The organism is Streptomyces sp. NPDC055099, from assembly GCF_053607685.1.
In genome coordinates this window covers 636,169-653,400 of record NZ_JBSGUA010000001.1, presented here as the reverse complement: position 1 = coordinate 653,400, position 17,232 = coordinate 636,169, and the positions used below count along the sequence as shown (strand labels likewise).

Genomic DNA, 17,232 nt, shown 5'->3' with positions numbered 1-17,232 from the left:
TCAGAGGCCTCCGTCGTTGGTGAGCAGGTGGAGCAGGGGGCTGCCGTCGTCGGGCAGCTGGTCGTCGGCCTCCCAGGCGCGGGCGAGCGCGCCCACGGCGGTCAGCTCGCCGAGCAGTACGCCGCCGACGAGCCGGTCACCGCGCACGACGACCTTGCGGTACGTGCCACGGGTGGCGTCCGCGAGCTGGACGACGTCGTCGTCGGGCCGGTGCTCGGGGTCGCCGAAGGCGGCCAGGTCCAGGGGAGCGGAGCCGGGGCGTCCGTTGTGCAGGGTGAGGCGGGTGAGGGCGCGGGTGCCGGAGTAGGGGCGCGCGTCCCGCGGTGAGAGCAGGGCGTCCGCCAGGGCGTCGGCCTGTTCCAGCGCGGGCGCCGCCAGGCAGCGGGCCTCGCCGGAGTGCTCGGCGCAGTCGCCGATGGCGCGGATGTGCGGGTCGGAGGTGCGCAACTCGTCGTCGACGACGATCCCGCGGCGCACGTCCAGGCCCGCGGCCTGCGCGAGCCCCGTGCGGGGGCGGACACCGCAGGCGAGGACGGTGAGGTCGGTGCCGAGTACGTAGCCGTCGGCGAGCTCCACCGACCGTACGGCCCCGTCGGCCTGCCGCACCCCGCGCACGCGGCACTCCGTGTGCACCTCCACCCCGAGTTCGGTGAGGTGCTGGTGCACGAGTGCGCTCGCGGCGGGGTCGAGCTGGCGCTCCATGAGGCGGTCGCCCTGCTGGGTGAGGACGACCTGGGCGCCGCGCACGGCCAGCGCGCGGGCGGCCGATACGCCGAGGAGGCCGCCGCCGATGACGACGACGCGGGTTCCGGGTACGACGGCCTTGGTCAGGGCCAGGCAGTCGTCCATCGTCCGGAAGGCGTGCACGCCGCGTGGCAGCTCCACCGCGCCGGGCTCGAAGAGGCCCCGCAGCGGCGGGAGCACCGGGTTCGAGCCGGTCGCGAGGACGAGCGTGCCGTACGGGACGACGCTGCCGTCCGCGCAGTGCACGACCCGGTCCTCGCGGTCGACACGGACGGCGCGGGTGCGGAGGAACTCGCCGGGGACGGGTGGAAGGCCGATGACCTCGGGGCCGAGGCGCCCGGAGAGGACGTCGGCGAGGAGCACGCGGTTGTACGGTGCGTGCGGCTCCTCCCCGATGAGGGTGACGGGGCGGGTTTCGTCGCCGGAGCCCCCGAGCCGCTGGGCGAGGCGGACGCCGGCGAGGCCGCCGCCGATCACCACCACGGGGGTCGCGGGAGTCGGGGTCGATGAGGTCATGTACGGCAGCGTGCGGGGGCGGTGTTACCCGGCGGCATCCTGACTGTTTCCCTGGGGGAACGCTGCGCTCAGCGGGGGCCGGGGCCGATTGTGAGGGCCCCCCGCGTCCTGCTCTGGCTGAACAGGCCTTCCCGCCCACCCGCCCGTTTGCCCCGCATCCGACTCTGGACGAACAGGCCTTTCCCGCCCACCCGCCCGATTACCCTGCATCGGGTCCTGGGCGAACAGACCTTCCCGTCCACCTGTCCGATTGCCCCGTAGTGGCCTTTTGGTGAACTGGGCTTAACCCTTGTTGAGGCGATCCTCAAGGGTGTCTTAAGGATCAGGCCTGTGCGGCTGACCAGGCGTTTTTACGGTGGTCCCGCGCCTAGTCTGCGGCCGTGACCATCGACGTGACCGAAACCCGACCCGCCGCGCACCCCGCGCCGCCCGTTCCGCCGATTCGCGTCACCCCCGCCGCCCTGCGCAACGGAATCCTCGGCATGGCGCTCGCCGTCACCGCGCTCTGGGCCGTGCAGGCCGAACCCTCGGCCCGGCTCGACGTGCTCTTCGCGACCGGCGCCCACCTCACCGGCCTCCTCGCCGGGTACGGCGTCCTCGTCATGCTCTTCCTGATGGCCCGCGTGCCCGCGGTCGAGCACGGGGTCGGCGCCGACCGGCTCGCCCGGCTGCACGCCCGGGGCGGGCGCCACGTCCTCACCCTGTGCCTGGCCCACGCCCTGCTCGCCCTGTGCGGATACGCCGCCCACGCCGGCACCGACCTCCTCAGCGCCGGTCTCGACCTGCTCGGCTACCCGGGCCTCGCCCTGGCCTGCGCGGGCACCGCCCTGCTGTTCGCCGTCGGGGTCACATCGGCCCGCGCGATGCGGCGCCGCGTCCCGCACGAGACCTGGCGGGCCGTGCACCTGCTGACCTACCTGGGTGCGGCGCTCGGCTTCGTGCACCAGCTCGCGGGGCCCGACGTGGCGGGCAGCGTCCTGACGGTGTGGCTGTGGTCGATGCTGCACGCCACGGTGGCCGTGCTGCTCGTCTGGTACCGCGTCGTCGTACCCGTGCGGCAGGCGCTGCGGCACAGCCTGCGCGTCATCGACGTACGCGACGAAGGACCCGGTGTCGTGTCGGTCGTGATGCAGGGCATCGGGCTCGACGAACTGCGTGCCGAACCCGGACAGTTCTTCCGCTGGCGCTTCCTGCGGCGCAGGCTCTGGCGCACCGCGCTGCCGTTCTCGCTGTCCGCGCCCGTGCGCGACGACACCCTCCGGATCACCGTCAAGGCCATCGGCGACCACACGCGGCGGATACGGCGCCTGAAGCCGGGGACGCGGGTCCTCGCCACCGGGCCCTTCGGGGCGCTGACCGCCCACCGGCGTACGCGGCGCAAGGTGCTGCTGCTCGCGGGCGGGGTGGGGATCACCCCGATGCGGGCGCTGTTCGAGACGCTGCCCGGCGGGCCGGGGGACATCACCCTGCTCTACCGGGCGGGCAGCGCGGAGCAGCTCGTGCTGCGGGAGGAGCTGGAGGAGATCGCCCGGAGCAGGGCAGCGGGGCTGCACTATCTGCTCGGCCGGTCCGACGCCTCGTTCGACCCGCTCGCCCCGCAGGCCCTGCGCAATCTGATCCCGGACCTCGCCGAGCACGACGTCTATCTGTGCGGGCCGCCCGGGATGGCCGCGTCGGCCACCGTGTCGCTGGTACGGGCCGGGGTGCCCCAGGAGCGCATCCATGCCGAGTGCTTCACCTTCTGAGAGTCATAGGTCTTTTGAACCCTGGAGAGGGGCTGACGTGGGACGTCACCGCAAACCCGTGGGCCCGGTCCTGGGCCCCACCCTGCAAGCGCGCCGCAGACTGGCGGCGGGCCTCGCGGGCGCGAGCGCGCTCGTCGCCACCGTGCTCGCCCTCACGGTCGACCCGGCGGCGCCACCGGCCCCCGACCGCGCCCCGGCGGGAGTTCCCGCACCTCAGGCGGCGCCGTAGTGGTGGCGAGGACGGGCGAGAACGAAACCTCTGAAGTCCCTCAACTCTCCCTGGATTCATGGACGGCGTGATCAGCCCTCCATAAGGTCGCGATCATGCCCGACATATCTCTGACCACCGTCGTCGTCCTCTGCGTCGCCGCACTCGCGGCCGGCTGGATCGACGCGGTGGTGGGCGGCGGCGGGCTCCTCCTGCTGCCCGCCCTGCTCCTGGGCCTGCCGTCCGGGACCCCGGCCGCGCACGCCCTCGGGACGAACAAGGCCGTGGCCATCGTCGGGACGACCGGCGCCGCGGTGACCTACGTCAGGAAGACGCCGGTCGACGTGCCCACCGCCGTCCGCATCGGCCTGGCCGCGCTCGCCGGGTCGATGGGCGGCGCCTTCTTCGCCGCCGGCATGAGCACCGAGGTGCTCAAGCCCGTGATCATGGTGGTGCTGCTCGGCGTCGGGGCCTTCGTCATCTTCCGGCCCGCCTTCGGCACCGCGCCCTCCGCGCGCCCCGCGTCGCCCAAGCGCATCCTCGCCGCCATCGGCCTCGCGGGCCTCGGCATCGGGTTCTACGACGGCCTCATCGGGCCCGGCACCGGTACCTTCCTGGTGCTCGCGCTGACCGCCGTGCTCCACCTCGACCTGGTGTCCGCCTCCGCCACCGCCAAGATCGTCAACTGCTGCACCAACGCGGGCGCCCTCGCGATGTTCGCCTGGCAGGGCGCGGTCCTGTGGCAACTGGCCGCGCTGATGGCCGCCTTCAACCTCGCGGGCGGCATGTTCGGGGCGCACACCGCCCTGAAGAAGGGCAGTGGCTTCGTACGGATCGTGCTGCTCACCACCGTGTTCGGGCTCGTGGCGAAGATGGCGTACGAGCAGTGGCTCGCGTAGCGACGCGTGGGGCGGGGCCGGCGGCACCCCGCGACCGGTCGCGGATCAGCGCACGCCCGTCAGGTGCGCGAACACCACGACATTGCCCTGGTACCCCGTCTTCTTCGAGTAGCCGCCGCCGCACGTGATCACCCGCAGCTCCGGCCGGTCGGCAGCCCCGTACACCTTGGCGTCCGGGAACCTCTTCGCGTCGTAGACCTCGTTCGCGTCGACGGTGAACACCGCGATGCTGCCGTCCCTGCGCTCGATCTCGATGGTGCGGCCCCGGGTCAGACCGCCCAGGTCGTAGAAGACGGACGGGCCGTCCGCGTTGTCGACGTGCCCCGCCACGACGGCGGTGCCGGTCTCGCCCGGCGTGGTCCCCGACTCGTACCAGCCCGCGAGATTCGTCTTCTTCGGCGGCGGTACGTCGAGGCTGCCCTGCCGCGTCAGACCGAGCCCCATGAGAGGCGCGTCGATCCGGATCGAGGGAATCCGGATCCGGTCGGGCGGGGACGGGGGCAGCGCCGCGGCGCCCGGGGCGTCGCCGGACCGGGGGTGGGCCGACGCGGCCTGCTCGGCGGACGGCTGCGGCGGGGGATGGGACGCCGTGCCGTTGTGCAGCAGCCACGCGCCGGAGCACAGGGCAAGCACGGTGACCGCGCCTATGGCGGAGTTGACCGCTTTCCCGCCGGGGCGCTTCCTGCCGGAATTCTTCCTGCGCGTCAATCGACTCGTCCCCCTCAGGGTTCGGGGAGGCCGGTCCCCGCATCCCCCTCCGGATCCACGAGGGACCGGTGGACCCGGAGAGGGAGGGGGCTGGCGGTACCGGTGGACAGCGGAGGGTGTCCGTCAGATCCTGTCGCCTCTCGCCCGGCGATGCAGGAGCCAGGTACCGCCCGCGGCGGCGACGGCGAGCGCCGCCACTCCCGCCGCGGTCTGCACGGGGTCGGGGCCGAGAGCGCCGCCGACCCCCGTCTTCACATGGCCCTTCGGGGTCACCTGCTGCTCCTCGCGGGCGGCGGCGGTGGAGGTGATCGTCACGACCAGGTCGCCCGCCACCTGCTTGCCGTCCGCGCCGGAGCCGGAGCACTGCGCGGCGATCTCGTAGGTGCCGGGCTGGGCCGACGGCGGCACCTTGAACGTGCCGGTCGCGTGCTCCTTGTGCGTGTCCGGGGCGAGCGTGAAGGTGCCGGCGCCGACCGCGCTCGCGTCGCCCGTCGCGGTTCCGTCGCTGCCGCAGGCGGTGGTGTCCACGGTGACCTCGGAGCCCGGCATGACGGTGGACGGGCGGACCTCGAGGCCGCCGCCCGCGTCACGTGCGGCGGCCGTGGCGGGGGGTGCCAGCAGGGCCGCCGATGCGACGGCGAGCGCGGCAGTGGTCAGCAGGCGGGCTTTGCGCATCGTGCTTGCTCCTCCGAGGGGCCATCAGAGGGCACGGCCCGCGACACCTCCAAGTGCCGCTGCGTCGGTCGAACCCCGCTGTACCGAGGTAAGTGGCACTCGGCGGCGTACGCCTCCTGAAGAGCTGTCAGAAACCCTGCGCAGGAGCGGCTTCTGACGCTTCGGCGGGAACATTCCAGCAGGTCATTCGGCGTGTCGCCGCGCGGTGTCCGAAGGGGGCGCGGGGCGCCTGTGAATGGGTGACCCCTGGGCCGACCGGATGTCTCTCCGCGGCCCCTCGGCTCGGCCTCCGTGTGGTCTCACCGCGGCCGACCTGATGCCGCCTCAGGCTCGATCCGACGTCTCCGTGAAACTCCCCGCACGTTCCGCTTGACCTCAACCTAGGTTGAGCAACGAGGGTCCTCTCATGACCCAGAACACGAATGCCGCTGATTCCACGTCCACCGCCACGCCTTCCACCGCGTCCAACGCCGCGTTCTCCACCGAGTCCGCCGCGCCCCTGCGCGTCGCCGTCATCATCGGGAGCAACCGCGAGGGCCGCTTCGGGCCGATCGTCGCCGACTGGCTGCTCGCGCGGATCGGGGAGCGGGAGGACTTCGAGGTGGATGTCATCGACCTGGCCGATTCCCACCTGCCGACCGCGCTCTCCTTCAACCCGTCGCCCGAGACCCTCGCCGAGCTCGGCAAGGTCACGCCGAAGCTGGCCGCCGCCGACGCCTTCGTCGTCCTCACCCCCGAGTACAACCACTCCTACCCCGCCTCCCTCAAGAGCCTCATCGACTGGCACAACGCCGAGTGGCAGGCCAAGCCCCTCGCCTTCGTCTCGTACGGCGGGCTCTCCGGCGGCCTGCGCGCGGTCGAGCACCTGCGCCCGGTCTTCGCCGAACTGCACACCATGACGATTCGCGACACCGTCTCCTTCCACAACGCGGGCGGCCTCTTCGCCGACGACGGCACCCACAAGGACCCGACGGCCGCGAACGCCGCCGCCAAATCCATGCTCGACCAGCTCCACTGGTGGGCGTGGGCCCTGCGCAGCGCCAAGGAGGCCCGCCCTTACGGGAGTTGAGATGGACGGGGGCGCGCGGGGTCAGGCCTCCGGCAGGCGCACCGTCGCCACCGCGCCGCCGCTCTCCGCGTTCCGCAGCTCCACCCGCGCGCCGATCGCCTGGGCCTGGCCGAACGCGATGGTCAGGCCCAGGCCCGTGCCCTGGCCGCGCTCACGGGCGCCGGTCTGGAAGCGCCGTGGGCCGTCCTTGAGGAGATGCTCGGGGAAGCCGGGACCGTGGTCGCTGACCGTGACCACGGGCCCGGCCACCCGCACGTCGACCGGGCCGGCCCCGTGCCTGCGGGCGTTGGCGACGAGGTTGGCGATGATCCGCTCCAGACGGCGCGCGTCGGTACGTACGAGCATGTCGCCGGAGCCGGAGCCGGAGCCGGAGCTGGAGCTGGAGCCGGAGCCGGAGCCGGAGTCCGAGCCCGGGCCCGGGTCTGAGCCGTCCGCCCGGCTCTCTGCCGGCGTCGCCGCCGCGAACCGCACCGCGCACCCCGACCGCCGCACGATCCCCTCCGTGAGCGCGCGCAGTGGATGCGTGCCCAGGTCGGGGCGTTCCATCTCCGCGTCGAGCCGTGCCACTTCGAGCAGGTCCTCGGTGAGGGTGCGCAGGGCGAGCACCCGGTCGCGCACCAGTTCCGTGGGGCGGCTCTGCGGCAGCAGTTCGGCCGCGGTGTGCAGACCCGTCAGCGGGGTGCGCAGCTCATGGGCGACGTCGGCAGTGAAGCGCTGCTCGGCCTCCAGCCGCTCCTGAAGCGACGCCGCCATCGTGTCGACGGCGGCGGCCAGTTCGGCCACCTCGTCCTTGCCGGGCCGGCTGCCCGGCACGCGCGGATGGTCGATACGGGCGTCCAGATCGCCCTGGCTGATGCGGCGCGCGGTGGCCGCCGCGGTCCGCAGCTCGCGGCTGAGACGGCTGGCGAGCGCCGCGCCGCCCAGCGCCGCGAGGATGACGACGACGGCCCCCGAAGCCAGCAGCTGCCGGTCGAACTCCGCCATCTCCGCCGCCTGTTCGGTCAGCGCCTCGCGGACCGAGAGCACATGACCGCCCACCGGCCGCGCCGCCCACACGACGGGGTGCTCGGCGCCCATGTCGAGATACGTGGTCCGGCGCCCGTCCAGAGCGGCGGCCCGCAGCGACGCCGGCAGGTCGGGCGCGTCGAGGGCGGCGTCCGTACGGGCGTCTCCGGCGGTGTCGACCTGCCCCGTCAGCTCGTACAGCTGACGCACCCGCACGAGCTGCGCGGTCGCCCCCGACCTGGCGTTCTCGGAGACCTGTTCGAGCCGCGCCTGGTGGACGAGGACCCCGATGGCGACGGCCACGACCGCGCAGCCGAGCGCGAGCAGCGCGGCGATCTTCCAGCGCAGACCGAGGGCGTTGAGCGCGGCGCGGGCGCGCCGCCCGACGCCTCTCACCGCGGCCCGTCCGTGCCGCGCGAAGGCTCCGGAGAGGTGTCGTTCCGGTAGTTCTTGGTGTCGCTCACCGTCGACATCCGCACGCCGTCCCAGTGAAACCGCACGGCCTGCTGGCCGCCGTCCGCGCACGAGCTGCGCACCAGCAGGTCCTTGCCGAGCGTCTCGACGCTCACGCGCTTCCCGGAGGTGAACAGGACCGGGTAGACGCGCCCGTTGCGCTCCGCGTAGACGGACAGGACGCTGCGGCCGCTCTCCGTGTCGGCGGCCACGAGCAGCTCGGGGCGCCCGTCGCCGGTCAGGTCCGTCAGGAGCGGCGGCCGCAGTCCGGCCTGCCCGGGGTGGTCGATCTCGCCGCGGTCGGCGAGCGGTTTCATCCGCGGGTCGGCCCGCAGGACCTCGCGGAAGTCCTCCGTACGGAGCCCGCCCTTGCCCAGCTTCGGCAGCCCCTCCAGGGCTTCGGGCGGCGGTTGGTGGGTGGCGGTGTCGGCGCCGGGCGCCTCGGGCGACGTGCTGGACCAGGCGGGCCAGAGGGGCTGGGGGCGCGGCTGCACGGACACGGAGGGCGCGGGCTCACCGGCGTCGAGCCCGTCCACGCTGCCGCATCCGGCCAGCACGACGGCCGCCGTGGCGGAGAGGGCGGCGGCACGGCGCAGGAGGCGGCGGCGGTGGGGGCGGGAAAGGTTCATGGCTCCCTCGACGGTAGGAAGCGCGCGTCACGAATATCCGGACGTTTTGTAACAGACAGGGGTATGTGGGGCGGAAGCGCGGGTTTCGGGACCTTCGGCCTGGCCGGTGGCCCCCGTCGGTCATGGCCGGAGGCCGCTTCGGAGAGAATCGGCGCATGACGTCGACGTACGAAACCGGCTCTGGCTCTGTCTCCGAATCTGGCTCCGAATCCGCGTCCGGGGCCGGGTCCGGCCAGGCAGCCGTGCTCACCGTGCTGACCACGACCGACACCGCGCGCAAGGCGGAGGACCTCGCGAGCGGCGCGGTGGCCGCCCGGGTCGCCGCCTGCGCGCAGATCGTCGGGCCCGTCACCTCCGTCTACCGGTGGGAGGGCGCCGTCGAGACCGCCCGCGAGTGGCAGATCCTGTTCAAGACGGCCGCCGCGCGGTACGAGGCCCTGGAGGCCTGGCTGACCGAGGCCCACGACTACGACACCCCCGAGATCATCGCGACGCCGGTCGTGCGGGGGAGCGCGGCCTATCTGGAGTGGGTGGAGCAGGAGACCGCCGGATGACGCGGGCGGGGGGCCGGCTGCCGTTCTTCGTCTACGGGACGCTGCGGCCGGGGGAGCGGTACCACGACGTCCATCTGCGCGGCAGCGTCGAGACGGAGCGGCCCGCCCGGCTCCCGGGGGCGGTTCTCTACGAGGGGCCCGGCTATCCGTACCTGGTGGAGAGCCCCGAAGGCGGCCCCGTGTACGGCGAGTTGATCACGGCGGCCCCTTCCGTGTACGACCGGCTCCTCGCCGATCTCGATGTGCTGGAGGGGTACGCGCCAGGTGACCCCCGCAACCTGTACGAGCGCGTGGAGCGCGAGGTGATCCTCCTGGGCGGGGGCCCGGCGAGCGCCTGGGTGTACGTGGCGGCACCGCGGGTGGCGGCGCGGCTGCGGGACTCGGGGGCGGTGATCGGGGGAGGGGACTGGGTGTCGTTCCTGGGCGGCCGACCGGCGCTGTGACGCGCGGCTTTGACGCGCTTTGCGCAGCTCAAACGCCCGCAACTCGATCTGGTGGACTCAATCACCCGTGCGAGCGACCCATGCGAACCGCATGATCACCGAGCGTCGCCGTTGTGGGACTCTCCGTGTGCACCAGTCGGTGCGCGAGTCGGTGCGTGAGCACCACGTCCTCAGCAGGAGTTGCCCCATGAGCCTTCGCCGTTCGCTGCCGGCCCTCGTCGGCGCCGTAGCCCTCACCCTCGGCCTCCCCGTGGCGGCCGCCGCGTCCGCTCACGCCCCGGCCGCCGTCATGAACCCCTGCGGCTTCTACGAGACGGGCAGCGACGCGTTCTACAACCACTGCACGGGCGACGGCTCGAACGTCGTCATCAAGGTGGAGGTGGCCATGGCCCCCGACTACGAACGCTGTGTGGGTCCGGGCAAGCTCTGGCTGGGTTCGGCGAGCAAGATCCAGGGCGCGCACTACGTGGGACGCACCTGCTGACCCCCACTGTCTGACCGCGGGCCGGGTGGTTTCCCCCGGCCCGCGGTCATGCCCGGCCGCCGGCCCGTTCGAGCCGCACCGCGCACACCTTGAACTCCGGCATCCGCGAGACCGGGTCGAGCGCCGGATTGGTCAGGGAGTTGGCCCGGCCCTCGCCCGGCCAGTGGAACGGCATGAACACCGTGTCGGCGCGGATCGCGGTGGTGATCCGCGCCGGGGCGACGGCCCGCCCCCGCCGCGAGACGACGGTGACCTGCTCGCCCTCCTCGACCTCAAGGCGCGCGGCCAGCCGCGGATGCAGCTCCACGAAGGGCCCGGGGGCGGCGGAGTTGAGCTCGTCGACACGGCGCGTCTGGGCCCCGGACTGGTATTGCGCGAGGACCCGCCCGGTGGTCAGGAGCACGGGATACTCCGTGTCCGGCTCCTCGGCGGCGCCGCGATGGGCCACCGGCACGAAACGCGCCCGCCCGTCCTCGGTGGCGAACCCGTCGAGGAACAGGCGCGGGGTGCCGGGGTGTTCGGCCTCCGCCCCAGCCTCGTCCCCGTCGTCGCTCGCCTCATTCCCGGGGCCTTCGCTCGCGGGGCAGGGCCAGAAGACCCCCTCCCCGTTGCCCGCCTTCAGGCGTGCGTACGAGATCCCCGAGTAGTCCGCAACGCCGCCCGCGCTCGCCCGGCGCAGCTCCTCGAAGACCTCCTCCGGGTCCGTCGGGAAACCCTTCTCGTGGCCGAGGTGCGCGGCGAGACCGTGCAGCACGTCCAGGTCGCTCCGCACGCCGTCGGGAGCGCTCACCGCCTTGCGGCGCAGCAGTACCCGCCCCTCCAGGTTCGTCACCGTGCCCGTCTCCTCGGCCCACTGCGTCACCGGCAGGACGACATCGGCGAGTTGGGCCGTCTCCGACAGCACCACGTCGGCCACTGCCAGGAAGTCGAGCGACCGCAGCCGCTCCTCCACATGCGCGGCACGCGGCGCCGAGACGACCGGGTTGGAACCCATCAGGAGCAGCGCCCTGATGTCCCCGCCGAGCGCGTCGAGCAGCTCGTACGCGGACCGGCCGGGGCCCGGGAGCGAGTCCGGGTCGACGCCCCACACCCCCGCCACATGCGCCCGCGCCGCCGGGTCGGTCAGCTTGCGGTAGCCGGGCAACTGGTCGGCCTTCTGGCCGTGCTCCCGACCGCCCTGGCCGTTGCCCTGCCCGGTCAGGCAGCCGTATCCGGAGAGGGGGCGGCCCGCGTTGCCGGTCGCCAGGCAGAGGTTGATCCACGCGCCCACCGTGTCCGTCCCCTTGGACTGCTGCTCGGGGCCGCGCGCGGTGAGCACCATCGCGGTCTCGGCGTCGCAGAACATCGCAGCCGCGTCCCGCAGTTGGGGCACGGGGACGCCGCTGATCCGCTCCACGTACTCCGGCCAGTGCGCCATCGCCGCCGCCCGCGCGTCCTCCCAGCCGGTCGTCCGCTCCGCGATGAACGCCTCGTCCGTCCGGCCCTCGGCCACCACCAGATGCAGCAGGCCGAGGGCGAGGGCGAGGTCGGTGCCGGGGCGCGGCGCCAGATGCAGGTCGGCCTGCTCGGCGGTGCGGGTCCTGCGCGGGTCGACGACGATCAGCTTGCCGCCGTTCTCCTTCAGCTCCGTCAGATACCGCAGCGCGGGCGGCATCGTCTCGGCGAGGTTCGAGCCGACGAGGATCACGCAGCCGGTGCGCGGGATGTCCTCCAGGGGGAACGGCAGACCGCGGTCGAGCCCGAAGGCCCGCTGCCCCGCCGCTGCCGCCGACGACATGCAGAACCGGCCGTTGTAGTCGATCTGCGACGTGCCGAGCGCCACCCGCGCGAATTTCCCCAGGGCGTACGCCTTCTCGTTGGTCAGACCCCCGCCGCCGAACACCCCGCACGCGTCCGCGCCATGTTCCGTACGGGTGCGGGAAAGGCCCTCGGCGACGCGGGCGACGGCCTCCTCCCAGGTGGCCGGTTCGAGCCGGCCCGTGGCGTGGGATCGGATGAGTGGCTCGGTCAGGCGCACCCGGGAGGAGAGCACAGCGGGCGCCGTGCGGCCCTTGCCGCACAGCGCGCCCCCGTTCACGGGGAACTCGGGACGCTCCACGACCTCCGTACCGCCGGGGCCGGTGGTCAGGCCCATCCCGCATTGCAGCGCGCAGTACGGACAGTGGGTGGGTGTCGCCTTGGTGTGCATACGGTCCAGCGTCCGCCGGGCTTGTTACGCGCCCCGACGCAATCGCGTTACACACGCGGTAAGCCGACCTCAGCAGGCCCCCCACCCCACTGTGAGCCAGTCCGTATGCCCCTACAGGGGCGCGGGTCAAGGGGCGCGGGGAACGGCGCGAGGACGGTCGTGCCCCTTCAGGGGCGCGGGGAACTGCGCGAGGACGGACCACGACCCGCACCCGGCGAACGAGCGAAACAAGGCAGACGCACCCCGCTCCCCGCCCAAGGCCGGCGCCTAGCGAGGCGCGGCCAGGGCTCGGTCCACGCCGGGCTCCCGCGGGCCCAGGAACCGCGGATCCGGTCGAAACGCCGAGTCCACCGCCGCCTTGCCGGCCGCGAACAGCTCCCGCGCGCCCCCGTAGTACCAGGTCGCGTCATGCTTGGCGTCGACCCCGACCCCGTACGACGAGACGCCCGCCGCGCGGCAGAGCGCGACGGCCCTGCGTATGTGGAAGCCTTGGCTGATCAGCACCGCCCGGTCCACGCCGAACACCTTCTTGGCGCGCACGCACGAGTCCCAGGTGTCGAAGCCCGCGTAATCGCTGACGATCCGCCGCCCCGGCACCCCGCGCTCGGTCAGATACGCGCGCATGGCGTCCGGCTCGTCGTACTCCTCGCGGCTGTTGTCCCCGGTGACGAGGACGACCTCTATCCGCCCCGCCGCGTACAACTCGGCCGCCGCGTCGAGGCGGTGCGCGAGATACGGCGAGGGCTCGCCCTTCCACAGCCCGGCGCCGAAGACGACCGCGACCCGCGTGCGCGGCACGTCGGCGGTCGTGCGCAACCGCCCCTCCGCCGTCACGAACAGCCAGGTCGCGGGCAGCAGCGCCACCACGCAGAGGGCCATGAGAGTCTGCACGGCCCGCCGCTGGCCCCGCCGCGTCCGCGGCAGCCGCATCCACGGCATCCGCACCCGCGGCAGCCTCATCCACCCCGGACGCCTCACCCACTCAGGACGCTTCATCCCGTTCCCCCGTGCCCCCCTGGCCGGATCCCCCCGACCCGATCACTGCCCCCAACGGTAGGCGACCGCACTGACAACGCGGCGGCGCCCTCGGTGAGCCAGGCCGAAAGGACCCGTCACCGGCACGCAACGCGACCGAAATGCGCCGCGGCCATCCTCGGTGCATGACGCCGTCGAACCCTCTTCGCGACGAGTCCGGCAGCACCCCTCTCGAAAGTACGGCGCACATCATGAACCGGATCACCAGCCAGCTCGGCAGCCAGCTCGCCCTCGTCTCGCTCGACGGCAGGCGCCGCCCCGCCCCGCGCCGCCCCGCACCGGCGCCCGACCTCGTCGTGGTCGCCCACGGCAGCCGTGACCCCCGCGCCCTCGCCACCGTCACGGCGCTCCTGGCGCGGGTCCGTGCGCTGCGGCCCGGCCTCACCGTGCGTCTCGGCCACATCGAGCTGAACGAGCCGCTGCTCGGCGACACCCTCGCTGAGGCCGACGGCTCCGCCGTCCTCGTGCCGCTGCTGCTCAGCCGCGGTTACCACGTCAAGCACGACATCCCCGAGGCCGCGGCCCTGGCGCCGCACCTCGACACGCACCTCGCCGCCCCGCTCGGCCCGCACTCACTGCTGGTCGACGCGCTGCACGAGCGGCTCGTCGAGGCGGGCTGGCCGGCCGAGCCCGGCCGGGCGGGCCGGCGCACCGGCGGCGTGGTCCTCGCGGCGGCCGGCTCCCGCGACCCCGACTCCGCCACGGACACCCGGCGCACGGCGGACCTCCTCGCCCAGCGGCTCGGCGTACCGGTGGTTCCCGCGTACGCCACGCCGACCGCGGCCGCCCCGCTCAGCGTGCCCGCCGCGGTGCGTACCCTCGCCGCCCGCGGCCGTCACCGCACCGCCGTGGCCTCGTACTTCACGGCGCCCGGCCGCTTCGCCACGCAGTGCGCCGACGCCGCCCCCTGGATCGCGTCGGCCCCGCTCGGCGACCACCCGGCGATGGCCCAGCTCCTCCTGCACCGCTACGACAAGGCCCGCGCGACCACCCCCGCCACCCCCGCCACGCACCTGCCACCCCGTCAGCTGACCTCCGCCTGACCTCCGGCCGACCTCCGCCCGACGGTCGCCTGTCGGCCACCGAGGGGCCCTGAAGCCCTCTTTGTCACTCCTTGCGTTTACTGTCGGTGCATGGAAGGCACTGCACCGAACGCGTACGACGAAGAGGCGGCCTATGACAAGGCCGCCGTCGAGCGATGGGCCACCGAGCCCGACAAGAGGCCGGGGCGCACCGCCTTCCAGCGGGACCGCGCGCGTGTCCTGCACTCCGCGGCGCTGCGCCGCCTCGCCGGGAAGACCCAGGTGGTCACCCCCGGCACGCGCAGCAACGAGGCGTGGGACGCCAGCGCCCGCACCCGCCTGACGCACTCCCTGGAGTGCGCCCAGGTCGGCCGCGAGCTCGGCGCCGCCCTCGGCTGCGACCCGGACCTGGTGGAGACCGCCTGCCTCTCGCACGACATGGGCCACCCGCCCTTCGGGCACAACGGCGAACAGGCGCTGAACGAAGTCGCCGAGAGCTGCGGCGGCTTCGAGGGCAACGCCCAGTCCCTGCGCCTCCTCACCCGCATCGAGCCGAAGCGCTTCGTAAGAAGTGAGGAGACAGGCGAACTGGTCGGCGTGGGCCTCAACCTGACCCGGGCCGCCCTGGACGCCGCCACCAAGTACCCCTGGCCGCGCGGCGGCCACCCCACCGACCCGGACTCGCCCAAGTTCGGGGTCTACGAGGACGACCGGCCGGTCTTCGACTGGGTCCGCAAGGAGGCCCCCGGCCGCCGCACCTGCTTCGAGGCCCAGGTCATGGACTGGTCGGACGACGTGGCGTACTCGGTGCACGACATCGAGGACGGTCTGCACGCCGGGCACCTCGACCCGAACCTCCTGCACGCCGAGCCCGAGCGCCAGGACATCTTCGCCGTCGCCATCGGCCGCTACGTACCGGCGGACACCGACCCCGAAGAGCTCTCCGAGGCCCTCGACCGCCTCCTGGAACAGGAGTGGTGGCCGCATGGGTACGACGGCTCGGCGATCGCCCAGGGCCGCCTGAAGGACGCCACCAGCCAGCTCATCGGCCACTTCTGCCTCGCCGCCGAGACCGCCACCCGCCTGCGGTACGGCAAGGGCCCCCTCACGCGGTACGCGGCCGAACTCGTCGTCCCGCGCGAGGCCCGCCACGAGTGCGCGGTCCTCAAGGCCGTCGCCGACCGGTACGTGATGCAGCGCCCCGCCCAGGAGCGGCTGCGCGCGGATCAGCGGATCGTCGTCGCCGAGCTGGCCGAGGCGCTCACGGCCCGCGCCCCCGAAGGCCTCGACCCGCAGTTCCGCGCGCTGTACGACACGGCGCCCGACGACCGCGCGGCCCTGCGCGTGGTCGTCGACCAGATCGCGTCCCTCACGGACGCCGCCGCGCGTTCCCTGCACGCGCGGCTCACGGCGAGACGGCCCTGACACAGGAGGCCCTGCACAGAGGGCCCTGACATATGCGGAATGAGCCGATCGACCACGGGGCGTGACGAAAACTGGCCGGATCGGGTCGCAACCCCTTCCCGCATCACGCTCCGTGCGGGACGCTCCCCTGACGGCAAGGCTTTGAGGAGGCATCAAGTGGTCGACGCGGATCAGACGTTCGTCATTGTCGGAGCAGGTCTCGCGGGCGCGAAAGCGGCCGAGACGCTCCGGTCGGAGGGCTTCACCGGCCGGGTGATCCTCATCGGCGACGAACGCGACCACCCTTACGAGCGCCCGCCCCTGTCGAAGGGGTATCTCCTGGGCAAGGAGGAACGCGACAGCGTCTTCGTCCACGAACCCTCCTGGTACGCGCAGTCGGACGTGGAGCTGCATCTCGGCCAGACCGTCGTCTCCATCGACCGCGAGGCCAAGGCCGTCCGCCTCGGCGACCGCGACGTCATCCACTACGACAAGCTCCTCCTCGCCACCGGAGCGGAGCCGCGCCGCCTCGACGTCCCCGGCACCGGCCTGGTCGGCGTGCACCACCTGCGCCGCCTCGCGCACGCCGACCGGCTGCGACAGGTCCTGGCCGGTCTCGGCCGGGACAACGGCCACCTGGTGATCGCCGGAGCCGGCTGGATCGGCCTGGAGGTCGCCGCCGCCGCGCGGACGTACGGCGCGGAGGTCACCGTCGTCGAGCCGCAGGCCACCCCGCTGCACGCGGTCCTCGGCCCCGAGATCGGCCAGATGTTCACCGACCTGCACGCCGAGCACGGGGTGCGCTTCCACTTCGGCGCCACGCTCACCGAGATCGCGGGGGAGGACGGCCTGGTCCTGGCCGCGCGCACGGACGACGGCGAGGAGCACCCGGCGCACGACGTGCTCGCCGCGATCGGCGCGGCCCCGCGCACCGGGCTCGCCGAGGCGGCGGGCCTCGAGATCGCCGACCGCGCGCACGGCGGCGGTGTCGTGGTCGACGCCTCGCTGCGGACCTCGGACCCGGACATCTTCGCGGCGGGCGACGTGGCCGCCGTGCAGCACCCGCTCTTCGACACCAGGCTGCGGGTGGAGCACTGGGCGAACGCCCTGAACGGCGGTCCGGCCGCGGCCCGCGCGATGCTCGGCCAGGACGTGTCGTACGACCGCGTGCCCTACTTCTTCTCGGACCAGTACGACGTGGGCCTGGAGTACTCGGGGTGGGCGCCGCCGGGTACGTACGACCAGGTCGTGGTCCGGGGCGACGCGGGGAAGCGGGAGTTCGTCGCCTTCTGGCTGAGCGAGGGCCGGGTCCTCGCCGGGATGAACGTGAATGTGTGGGACGTCACGGACCCGATCCAGCGGCTGATCCGCGCGGGCGCGACGCCGCCCGCCGAGTCCCTCTCCGACCCGTCCGTCCCCCTGGAGTCGCTGCTCGGGTGACGGGCCGGACG

General features: G+C 73.4%; 17 protein-coding genes. 10 read left to right on the top strand and 7 right to left on the bottom strand.

Going from position 1 to position 17,232, the window contains the following annotated elements; translation table 11 throughout:
- Positions 1–1,260: an NAD(P)/FAD-dependent oxidoreductase gene (locus tag ACWFRU_RS02945; protein ID WP_453684038.1), complete on the bottom strand. Its 1,260-nt coding sequence runs from the start codon at positions 1,258–1,260 to the stop codon at positions 1–3.
- 386 nt (positions 1,261–1,646) lie between these two features.
- On the opposite strand from ACWFRU_RS02945, the gene ACWFRU_RS02940 reads away from it, so the two are divergent.
- The 3 genes from ACWFRU_RS02940 to ACWFRU_RS02930 all read left to right on the top strand — a co-directional run bounded on the left by ACWFRU_RS02940 (position 1,647) and on the right by ACWFRU_RS02930 (position 4,112).
- Positions 1,647–3,005, top strand: a complete 1,359-nt coding sequence (locus tag ACWFRU_RS02940; protein ID WP_453684513.1) for a ferredoxin reductase family protein — start codon at positions 1,647–1,649, stop codon at positions 3,003–3,005.
- A 37-nt stretch (positions 3,006–3,042) separates the two neighbouring features.
- Positions 3,043–3,234, top strand: a complete 192-nt coding sequence (locus tag ACWFRU_RS02935) for a hypothetical protein (protein WP_453684036.1) — start codon at positions 3,043–3,045, stop codon at positions 3,232–3,234.
- A gap of 95 nt (positions 3,235–3,329) precedes the next feature.
- Positions 3,330–4,112, top strand: coding sequence for a sulfite exporter TauE/SafE family protein (locus tag ACWFRU_RS02930; RefSeq protein ID WP_453684035.1), 783 nt, complete (start codon positions 3,330–3,332; stop codon positions 4,110–4,112).
- Positions 4,113–4,157: 45 nt separating this feature from the next.
- Here ACWFRU_RS02930 and ACWFRU_RS02925 read toward each other — a convergent pair whose 3' ends face one another.
- Together ACWFRU_RS02925 and ACWFRU_RS02920 are read right to left on the bottom strand one after the other, a co-directional pair.
- On the bottom strand, positions 4,158–4,820 hold the full coding sequence (locus ACWFRU_RS02925) for a class F sortase (protein WP_453684033.1): 663 nt from the start codon (positions 4,818–4,820) through the stop codon (positions 4,158–4,160).
- A 123-nt stretch (positions 4,821–4,943) separates the two neighbouring features.
- The gene (locus tag ACWFRU_RS02920) at positions 4,944–5,495 is read right to left on the bottom strand and encodes a hypothetical protein (protein ID WP_453684031.1); all 552 of its coding nucleotides are present in this window, start codon (positions 5,493–5,495) and stop codon (positions 4,944–4,946) included.
- 406 nt (positions 5,496–5,901) lie between these two features.
- Here ACWFRU_RS02920 and ACWFRU_RS02915 point away from each other — a divergent pair, with 406 nt between their 5' ends.
- Entirely contained in the window at positions 5,902–6,564 is a 663-nt protein-coding gene (locus ACWFRU_RS02915) for an NADPH-dependent FMN reductase (RefSeq protein WP_453684030.1), read from the top strand.
- A 21-nt stretch (positions 6,565–6,585) separates the two neighbouring features.
- On the opposite strand, the gene ACWFRU_RS02910 is transcribed toward ACWFRU_RS02915, so the two are convergent.
- Entirely contained in the window at positions 6,586–7,965 is a 1,380-nt protein-coding gene (locus ACWFRU_RS02910; RefSeq protein WP_453684028.1) for an ATP-binding protein, read from the bottom strand.
- Positions 7,962–8,651, bottom strand: coding sequence for a hypothetical protein (locus ACWFRU_RS02905; protein WP_453684026.1), 690 nt, complete (start codon positions 8,649–8,651; stop codon positions 7,962–7,964). The genes ACWFRU_RS02910 and ACWFRU_RS02905 overlap by 4 nt, the downstream gene beginning before the upstream one ends.
- Positions 8,652–8,806: 155 nt before the next feature.
- Between ACWFRU_RS02905 and cutA the strand changes: the two genes are divergently transcribed.
- The 3 genes from cutA to ACWFRU_RS02890 all read left to right on the top strand — a co-directional run bounded on the left by cutA (position 8,807) and on the right by ACWFRU_RS02890 (position 10,132).
- On the top strand, positions 8,807–9,205 hold the full coding sequence (gene cutA, locus ACWFRU_RS02900) for a divalent-cation tolerance protein CutA (protein ID WP_453684024.1): 399 nt from the start codon (positions 8,807–8,809) through the stop codon (positions 9,203–9,205).
- Positions 9,202–9,648 carry a gamma-glutamylcyclotransferase family protein gene (locus tag ACWFRU_RS02895; RefSeq protein WP_453684022.1) on the top strand — a complete coding sequence of 149 codons (447 nt, stop codon included), beginning with the start codon at positions 9,202–9,204 and terminating at the stop codon, positions 9,646–9,648. The genes cutA and ACWFRU_RS02895 overlap by 4 nt, the downstream gene beginning before the upstream one ends.
- A 187-nt stretch (positions 9,649–9,835) precedes the next feature.
- Complete coding sequence (locus ACWFRU_RS02890; RefSeq protein WP_453684020.1) at positions 9,836–10,132, top strand: DUF6355 family natural product biosynthesis protein; 297 nt, start codon at positions 9,836–9,838, stop codon at positions 10,130–10,132.
- Positions 10,133–10,178: 46 nt separating this feature from the next.
- Here the strand turns inward: ACWFRU_RS02890 and ACWFRU_RS02885 are convergent, their stop codons facing one another.
- The gene (locus ACWFRU_RS02885) at positions 10,179–12,320 is read right to left on the bottom strand and encodes a molybdopterin oxidoreductase family protein (RefSeq protein WP_453684018.1); all 2,142 of its coding nucleotides are present in this window, start codon (positions 12,318–12,320) and stop codon (positions 10,179–10,181) included.
- A gap of 267 nt (positions 12,321–12,587) precedes the next feature.
- The gene (locus tag ACWFRU_RS02880) at positions 12,588–13,280 is read right to left on the bottom strand and encodes a SanA/YdcF family protein (protein ID WP_453684016.1); all 693 of its coding nucleotides are present in this window, start codon (positions 13,278–13,280) and stop codon (positions 12,588–12,590) included.
- Positions 13,281–13,480: 200 nt separating this feature from the next.
- Between ACWFRU_RS02880 and ACWFRU_RS02875 the strand changes: the two genes are divergently transcribed.
- The 3 genes from ACWFRU_RS02875 (at position 13,481) to ACWFRU_RS02865 (ending at position 17,221) form a co-directional block, all read left to right on the top strand.
- Positions 13,481–14,398, top strand: a complete 918-nt coding sequence (locus tag ACWFRU_RS02875) for a sirohydrochlorin chelatase (RefSeq protein ID WP_453684015.1) — start codon at positions 13,481–13,483, stop codon at positions 14,396–14,398.
- Between the two features lie 90 nt (positions 14,399–14,488).
- Positions 14,489–15,802: a deoxyguanosinetriphosphate triphosphohydrolase gene (locus tag ACWFRU_RS02870; RefSeq protein ID WP_453684013.1), complete on the top strand. Its 1,314-nt coding sequence runs from the start codon at positions 14,489–14,491 to the stop codon at positions 15,800–15,802.
- Between the two features lie 156 nt (positions 15,803–15,958).
- Positions 15,959–17,221: an NAD(P)/FAD-dependent oxidoreductase gene (locus tag ACWFRU_RS02865; RefSeq protein WP_453684011.1), complete on the top strand. Its 1,263-nt coding sequence runs from the start codon at positions 15,959–15,961 to the stop codon at positions 17,219–17,221.
- Positions 17,222–17,232: the final 11 nt, after the last annotated feature.

Coding starts and splice junctions, on each gene's coding strand:
- ACWFRU_RS02945 (WP_453684038.1), bottom strand. CDS start 1,260: ATGACCTCATCGACCCCGACTCCCGCGACCCCCGTGGTGGTGATCGGC.
- ACWFRU_RS02930 (WP_453684035.1), top strand. CDS start 3,330: ATGCCCGACATATCTCTGACCACCGTCGTCGTCCTCTGCGTCGCCGCA.
- ACWFRU_RS02920 (WP_453684031.1), bottom strand. CDS start 5,495: ATGCGCAAAGCCCGCCTGCTGACCACTGCCGCGCTCGCCGTCGCATCG.
- ACWFRU_RS02915 (WP_453684030.1), top strand. CDS start 5,902: ATGACCCAGAACACGAATGCCGCTGATTCCACGTCCACCGCCACGCCT.
- ACWFRU_RS02905 (WP_453684026.1), bottom strand. CDS start 8,651: ATGAACCTTTCCCGCCCCCACCGCCGCCGCCTCCTGCGCCGTGCCGCC.
- cutA (WP_453684024.1), top strand. CDS start 8,807: ATGACGTCGACGTACGAAACCGGCTCTGGCTCTGTCTCCGAATCTGGC.
- ACWFRU_RS02895 (WP_453684022.1), top strand. CDS start 9,202: ATGACGCGGGCGGGGGGCCGGCTGCCGTTCTTCGTCTACGGGACGCTG.
- ACWFRU_RS02890 (WP_453684020.1), top strand. CDS start 9,836: ATGAGCCTTCGCCGTTCGCTGCCGGCCCTCGTCGGCGCCGTAGCCCTC.
- ACWFRU_RS02885 (WP_453684018.1), bottom strand. CDS start 12,320: ATGCACACCAAGGCGACACCCACCCACTGTCCGTACTGCGCGCTGCAA.
- ACWFRU_RS02880 (WP_453684016.1), bottom strand. CDS start 13,280: ATGAGGCTGCCGCGGGTGCGGATGCCGTGGATGCGGCTGCCGCGGACG.
- ACWFRU_RS02875 (WP_453684015.1), top strand. CDS start 13,481: ATGACGCCGTCGAACCCTCTTCGCGACGAGTCCGGCAGCACCCCTCTC.
- ACWFRU_RS02870 (WP_453684013.1), top strand. CDS start 14,489: ATGGAAGGCACTGCACCGAACGCGTACGACGAAGAGGCGGCCTATGAC.